Below are 5,890 nucleotides of genomic sequence, written 5' to 3'. Positions count from 1 at the left end.
GGTCAAGTCCAAAGTTGTGTGTAAAATCCTCGAACAGAAAGCCTACTCATCAAGAGTAGGTTCTTGCGTTGTTTTTGGTTTTTTCTTACGCCATTCATGGTACACTGTCATTTCAATATATTTCTTGCCGACGGACCACTTTTCATCCATCTCCATTAGTAATGCACCAAATAGTCGAATCACAGATTGTCGGTTAGGAAAAATACGAATAACACGTTCTCTCCGTCTAAGCTCGGCATTAAGACGTTCTACCACGTTCGTCGTTCTTGTTCGAATTCGRCAGCTAACAGGTAGTGCGAGAACAGCGGTAGCGTCATCAAAGCCTTCYTCCAGGACATCCAGTGCTTTGGATGCTCTCTCTTCAAAAGCACCCATGGTTTGTTCCAACAACGATCGAGCGCTCTTTTCATCGGCAGCTTCGTAAATAGCCCGCACATGGGCCTTCATTTCGTCTCGTAAAGCTTTAGGCGTAGCATCTAAAACATTCCGCATGAAATGCGTCTGGCATCGCTGCCACGTCACGCCTTCGAACTGTTCACGAACTGCCTTTACGAGTCCACTGTGCTGGTCACTTGTAACCACGTCAACACCGCGTAATCCACGTTCTTTGAGGCGACTAAATAGGCTACCCCAAGTTGCTGCTGACTCGGTSTCTCCTACGCTAAGACCTATGAGCTCACGGTAACCTTCTTCATTAATTCCTGTTGCGATGAGAACACCACGAGAGCGCACACGACCATCTTCACGTACTTTCACATACAAAGCATCCACAAGAAGGAAGGGATAGGCAAGCGTCAACGGCCGGCTATTCCATGCCTCTACAAGTGGATCGAGCTGCTTGCATAGATCACTAACCGTTGATTTTGAAAAGCCTGTTCCACACAGTTCCTCCGTGATATTCGTGACTCTACGCGTGGATACACCGTTAATGACCATCTCCATCATGGCAAGTACAAGCGCCTGTTCACTTCGTTGGTAACGGGCAAACAACTCAGTGGAGAACTCTCCATTTCGGAATCTCGGCACTTGCAACGTAATCTGCCCAACACGTGTGGAAAGCTTGTGCGGGTACGATCCGTTACGATAACCTTGTCGCTCTTCTGTGCGCTCGTAATGCTCGGCTCCTAACTGTTCTGTAGCTTGGGCCTTCAACACTTGATTCAATACAGACTGTAATAAAGCAGCCATGCCCACATCTTTTGATTCACCTAAAAATAGTTGATGCAAAAGATCTGAATCTACGTTAATCTGATACTGAGTCATACCATAATCCCTCCATTGAATGTTGTCTCGACAACTCCATTCTAAACGAGGATTTTGGCTATGGCTCTCTTTTTTTGAGATGCTAGCTTTTTACACAAGTATACGGACTCAACTCTTAGGATGGTATATTTTAAGCGATAATAGATTTGATATGTATATTTCTCTCCTGGCTTAAATCCAAGAAATAATCTGCCAGCTTGATAAGAGGCGTCTCAATATTATGCGGATTGATGTACACGACCTCGCCTTCTCGGCCATCCGTCAGAAGCACTTGTTTGCCGACTAATCGCTTCATCAGGTTTTCAATAAATACCGATATAATTTGCGGGTTAAGTACGCCAAACTTCCCATCTGTCATCTGATTAACAATTTCATGAAAGGATAATGGCTCGTGATAAGGACGCTTGGAGGACATCGCATGAAAAATATCCGCAACTGCTACGATAGAGCTGAATAAATCAATATTTTCCTTTTTCAGTCCGAGCGGATAGCCGTTCCCGTCCTCGCGTTCATGATGCTGAAGCGCAACGCGAGCGATTCGGAGGCTTAAGCCCGTCGTACCTTTGAGCAGCTCATAACCGTAAATGGTATGCTTCTTAATTAATTGGAATTCAACCTCATTCAGCTTGCCCGGCTTGTTTAAAACCTCTAGCGGAAGCTTTACTTTGCCAACATCATGCAGGGTAGCAGCAAGCGACAAAATCGAAAGCTCTGAATTGTCCAGATTCATCCATCTTCCGATAAGCGTCGATATGACGCCCACGCCTACGTTATGCTCATATACATAATCATCCTTGGCTTTCACCGCTTCGAATAATTCGAAAATATCCTGGTTTTTGGATAGCTGCAAAATAGCTGGCAGCACCTCATTGCGAATCTCCATTAACGGGACCTTACGTGATACTAATATCGATTCAAAGAGCTCTTTTGAGATATTCACCGTTTGCTGAACAAGCTCACCAATTTGAATGCTTGATTGCTGAATCGGCTTATCCTCATAAGCAAGGGCAATCGATGATAAATCTATCCGATGGTTTATTAATATTTGTATTGATTCACGAGTCAGAACAGAGTCAGCAGGTACAATCGTAACGCCATAAGCGTTCAAAATATCATATTTCATTTTTTTCCCGATCAACTGTTCCATGACTTCACTCCCTCGGACTTGACGTTTCCAACTTTTAGTTTACCATATCTTATTTAGGAAGGGTCTATTAAAATTAGAAAGATGAGAATACATAGAAAAAGCCAACGGATTAGGATGGCTAATCCGTTGGCTTTTTCAGAATCAAATCCTGTACAGCTATCTTAAAATCCATCATAAAACAATAAATATTGATCTGTATTCGCTTTAGTTTATCAGCATTTTATGAATTATAGTTCCAACCATACTTCCATTAGCTGATCCAGCTGCTTTTGCCGTTCCTCCTGCAAATTCCAAATGGATTCAAGCGCAGCTGGATCATCCATTTCCGCGACTTGCTCCATTTCCATATTGCCCTCTAGCAGGCTTGCTTCAAGCCTCGCAATCTCTTGTTCCAGCTGTTCCTTCGTACGCTCCACTCTTCCACCATGTTTCGGCTTCGTATGCTCAGCTAATTGCCTCGGATCTCGCACAACATAATCTGTTTTAACGGTAACATTGTTCTCGTTCGTTTTATAAGGCTTCCGCTTCGACTTAAAGTCATCATAATTGCCCAAGTAAGTGTGAATGGCTCCCTCATTAAGCTCCCAAACTCGTTTAGCCAGCCGATTGATAAAATACCGATCATGCGAGATCGCCAGCACCGTTCCATCATAGTTTTCCAAAGCTTCCTCCAGCGCCTCGCGGGAGCTGACATCAAGATGATTCGTTGGCTCATCCAGCAGCAATAAGTTCGGTTTTTTGCGAATAAGCAGCGCGAGGCGAAGGCGTGACCATTCCCCGCCTGACAGCAAATGAAGCGGTTTAAATACATCCGTTCCGTAAAACAAATAGCTAGCCAGTATATTCCTTGCCTCGCCTTCCTCTAAACCGCCCTCCGTTTTAAAAAATTCAAGTACGCTGAGCTGCTTATCGTCAACCTTCTCTTCTTGAGCCAAATAGCCGATATGAAGACGGGCTCCTAAGACTAGCTGTCCATCATCTGGCTGAAGCTCGCCAAGCAGCATTTTAAACAACGTCGTTTTGCCTGAGCCATTGTCCCCAACCAGCACAACCTTCTCACCATAGAGCAAGCTGCCCTCAGCTTTTTCCAAAATAACCCGATCACCGAATTGTTTAGTTACATTCTCAAACGTAATTGCCTTACGACCAGAGCGATCAAGCGCTGTAAGCTCGAAATCAGCGGTCTTCGGATCAAGAACCGGTCGTTTAATCATTTCCAGCTTTTCCAAAGCTTTGCGCATGGAAGCGGCGCGTTTAAAAAACTTCTCATTGTCGCCGATACGCCCCCATTCCTCCAAGCGCTTAATCGTTTCCTTCATCTTCTTTATCTGCTTCTGCTGCTCTTGAAAATTCACAAACTGCTGCAAGAGAAGCTCCTCTTTCTCCTTCACATATCCGCTATAGTTTGTAAGAAAGGTTTGTGCTGTACCGTCCTCAAGCTCGATTATTTTGGAGCACACCTCATCAAGAAAATAACGATCATGCGATACGATGACACATGCGCCATCATATTGCTGAATAAATTGCTCCAGCCACTCCATCCCCCGCAAATCCAGATGGTTCGTAGGTTCATCAAGCAGCAGCAAAGCCGGTCGGACAATCAACTGGGAGGCAAGTGCAATCCGCGTTTTCTCACCGCCGGACAGGCTGCCAAAGCTTCGTGAATAAACAGCTCGATCGATACGCAAGCCCGTTGCGACCTGCTCAATTGCCGTATCCATCTCATAACCGCCGCTTCTCTCGAACCTTTCCTGAGCGAGCGAGTATGCTTTCAGCAAACGCTCCAAGGCAGCTGAATCAGCAAGCATTTGCGGACTCGACATCTCTATTTCCATCTGCGTCATCTGATGCTTGCACGCCATTAAGTCTTGATAGCCATAAGCCAAAACTTCATACACGGTCAGCTTATCAAATTCGGCAGGTGTCTGCGGCAGATATCCGATTGCCAGCTCCTTCTGTACCGTAAGCATTCCCTCATCTACCTGATCATGACCTGAAATTAGGCGAAGCAATGTCGATTTTCCGCTTCCGTTGCGGCCAATCAACCCGATCTTCTCGCCTGCTTGTATTTGCAGCGTTAGTCCATCAAATATCAGATTTGCGGCGTGGTATTTCTTTATTTCCTGTATATTAACAATAATCATGTGAAGAGCCTCCTGTTAGATGAAGACCCTGACTCTCAAACACAACAAAAAAAGAGCCGCAGCAACAAGCCTGCGACCCTTCGGATGGTAAAGCTATCCGTAGTGGTTAAAGTAGGCGTCTTCTCGCGAATGGTTTAATCGTATGAGCATAATTGGACAGACCTCTCCCGTTCGCGGAAAATGTATGAACAATGCCAGCCATAGCAATCGGCAGCTGGCTAATACGGTTATTGACCATTTCGTGATTCACCTACTTCACCTCCCTTTCATTCATTCTTTTTAAAATAACATAAGGCCAAGTGTTATTGCAATAGCCAAACCAAATTTTGTATTTACAAGGAGTAAGCGTACATGATGTCGAAGATGACATTGTGAAGTAGGCTTATATATGGATAGATTTACATATCTTGGGGTGTAGCTTTACAGCTTTTTGATCATTTTAAAATTGTTTAATTTCACACCTCTCCGTTCCACAACTTGTGACTCGACTTCCCGGTATTCATGACGTTCAAAAAATGGTTTTGCTGTTATGCTCGCAACTGTTTTTATCTCATTTACCCCTAGTCGGCCAGCTTCAGCTTCAAGTTTTTTCAATAGGGCTGAAGCTACGCCTCTTCTCTGATAATACTTATGGACATACATTCGATCCAGCTCCCCTCCATAGGTCATATCAGCAAATCCTACAATTTGACTGCTGTTCTCAGCGATAAAAGTAATATTTCGAACCATGGATTCCTTCCAAGCTTCGATTTTTTGGTCTGTCTCATCTTGTGGAGCCCAATCGTTAAGCTGATCTTGTGAATAATGTTGTTTGTTTACTTCATGCACCGTTTCATAGAATAGGGAAACAACCTCACTTATATCCTCTTCAAGGAACCTTCTAATATTAATACTCATTCCTCCATTTGGATTTTTATGTATAAAAGTAATCATTTTGCACACTATAAGCATATTGCCGTTTTCTATGCGGTCAAAAACAAAAACATGATGAATGGGAGAATACGATGAGAAAAATATCTATKTTAGTCTGTCTGCTATTCCTGACCCAAACATTTGGAATTGTATTAGCACATCCAAATCCAAATGCTGAACCTGCTGGAGTACTTGTCACTATAATTAACAGCGAAGGCCAAAATATTGGATCCGCTCAGCTCACCCAAAAAGCTGACAAAGTATATTTGCACATTGAAGCGGAGAAGCTTCCTCCAGGCAAGCACGGTATTCACTTTCACAGCATGGGAAAATGCGATACTCCTGATTTCAAAACAGCTGAAGCTCATTTCAATCCAGTGAACAAGCAGCATGGCTTTAACAATCCAAAAGGCTACCATAACGG

6 protein-coding genes are annotated in these 5,890 nt (G+C 43.9%); 1 reads left to right on the top strand and 5 read right to left on the bottom strand.

Annotated elements, in window-relative coordinates; all coding sequences use genetic code 11:
- Positions 1-42: 42 nt before the first annotated feature.
- The 5 genes from AB4Z17_RS31385 to AB4Z17_RS31365 form a co-directional block, all read right to left on the bottom strand.
- Positions 43-1,263, bottom strand: a complete 1,221-nt coding sequence (locus AB4Z17_RS31385) for an IS256 family transposase (protein WP_441913834.1) — start codon at positions 1,261-1,263, stop codon at positions 43-45.
- A 130-nt stretch (positions 1,264-1,393) separates the two neighbouring features.
- Positions 1,394-2,410, bottom strand: a complete 1,017-nt coding sequence (locus tag AB4Z17_RS31380; RefSeq protein WP_076271007.1) for an HD-GYP domain-containing protein — start codon at positions 2,408-2,410, stop codon at positions 1,394-1,396.
- A 227-nt stretch (positions 2,411-2,637) separates the two neighbouring features.
- Positions 2,638-4,554, bottom strand: coding sequence for a ribosomal protection-like ABC-F family protein (gene abc-f / locus AB4Z17_RS31375; protein ID WP_441964198.1), 1,917 nt, complete (start codon positions 4,552-4,554; stop codon positions 2,638-2,640).
- 106 nt (positions 4,555-4,660) lie between these two features.
- Positions 4,661-4,804: a hypothetical protein gene (locus tag AB4Z17_RS31370; protein WP_179089924.1), complete on the bottom strand. Its 144-nt coding sequence runs from the start codon at positions 4,802-4,804 to the stop codon at positions 4,661-4,663.
- Between the two features lie 170 nt (positions 4,805-4,974).
- On the bottom strand, positions 4,975-5,445 hold the full coding sequence (locus AB4Z17_RS31365) for a GNAT family N-acetyltransferase (protein WP_441909073.1): 471 nt from the start codon (positions 5,443-5,445) through the stop codon (positions 4,975-4,977).
- Between the two features lie 113 nt (positions 5,446-5,558).
- Between AB4Z17_RS31365 and AB4Z17_RS31360 the strand changes: the two genes are divergently transcribed.
- Positions 5,559-5,890, top strand: a 332-nt coding sequence (locus tag AB4Z17_RS31360; protein WP_441964196.1) for a superoxide dismutase family protein, incomplete at its 3' end; no start/stop codon positions are given.

The organism is Paenibacillus sp. TAF43_2, assembly GCF_052113545.1.
GTDB lineage: Bacteria > Bacillota > Bacilli > Paenibacillales > Paenibacillaceae > Pristimantibacillus.
This window is presented reverse-complemented; position numbering and strand designations above follow the sequence as displayed.

What these genes read in the sequence shown, in the direction of transcription:
- AB4Z17_RS31380 (WP_076271007.1), bottom strand. Translation starts at nt 2,410, where the DNA reads ATGGAACAGTTGATCGGGAAAAAAATGAAATATGATATTTTGAACGCT.
- abc-f (WP_441964198.1), bottom strand. Translation starts at nt 4,554, where the DNA reads ATGATTATTGTTAATATACAGGAAATAAAGAAATACCACGCCGCAAAT.